The following is a 209-nucleotide window of genomic DNA, read 5'->3' as shown; positions in this document are numbered from 1 at the left end:
CACCGACGAGGAGCGAGGCTCCCTGCGGGACCTGCTGCGCCGGATGCTCGACGCCTGAGGTTCTTCCCGTTCGGATCCGCTCGGTAAAGTCTTCGCCATGCGCGATCTCGGGGTGGGTTTCGGTTATCTCCTCAAGGGCCAGCGGTGGGTGGGCCGGCACGGCAAGCAGTACGGCTTCGGCCTGCTGCCCGGCCTGATCACGCTGGTCC

At 67.5% G+C, this 209-nt stretch carries 1 pseudogene; it reads left to right on the top strand.

The annotated features are described in order from the left end of the window. Positions 1-97 precede the first annotated feature (97 nt). Positions 98-209 (top strand): annotated as a pseudogene (locus tag BEK98_RS51570) (EI24 domain-containing protein); the annotation flags it as partial.

Origin of the sequence: Streptomyces diastatochromogenes, from assembly GCF_002242805.1 — a bacterium.
Lineage (GTDB): Bacteria > Actinomycetota > Actinomycetes > Streptomycetales > Streptomycetaceae > Streptomyces > Streptomyces diastatochromogenes.
This window is presented reverse-complemented; position numbering and strand designations above follow the sequence as displayed.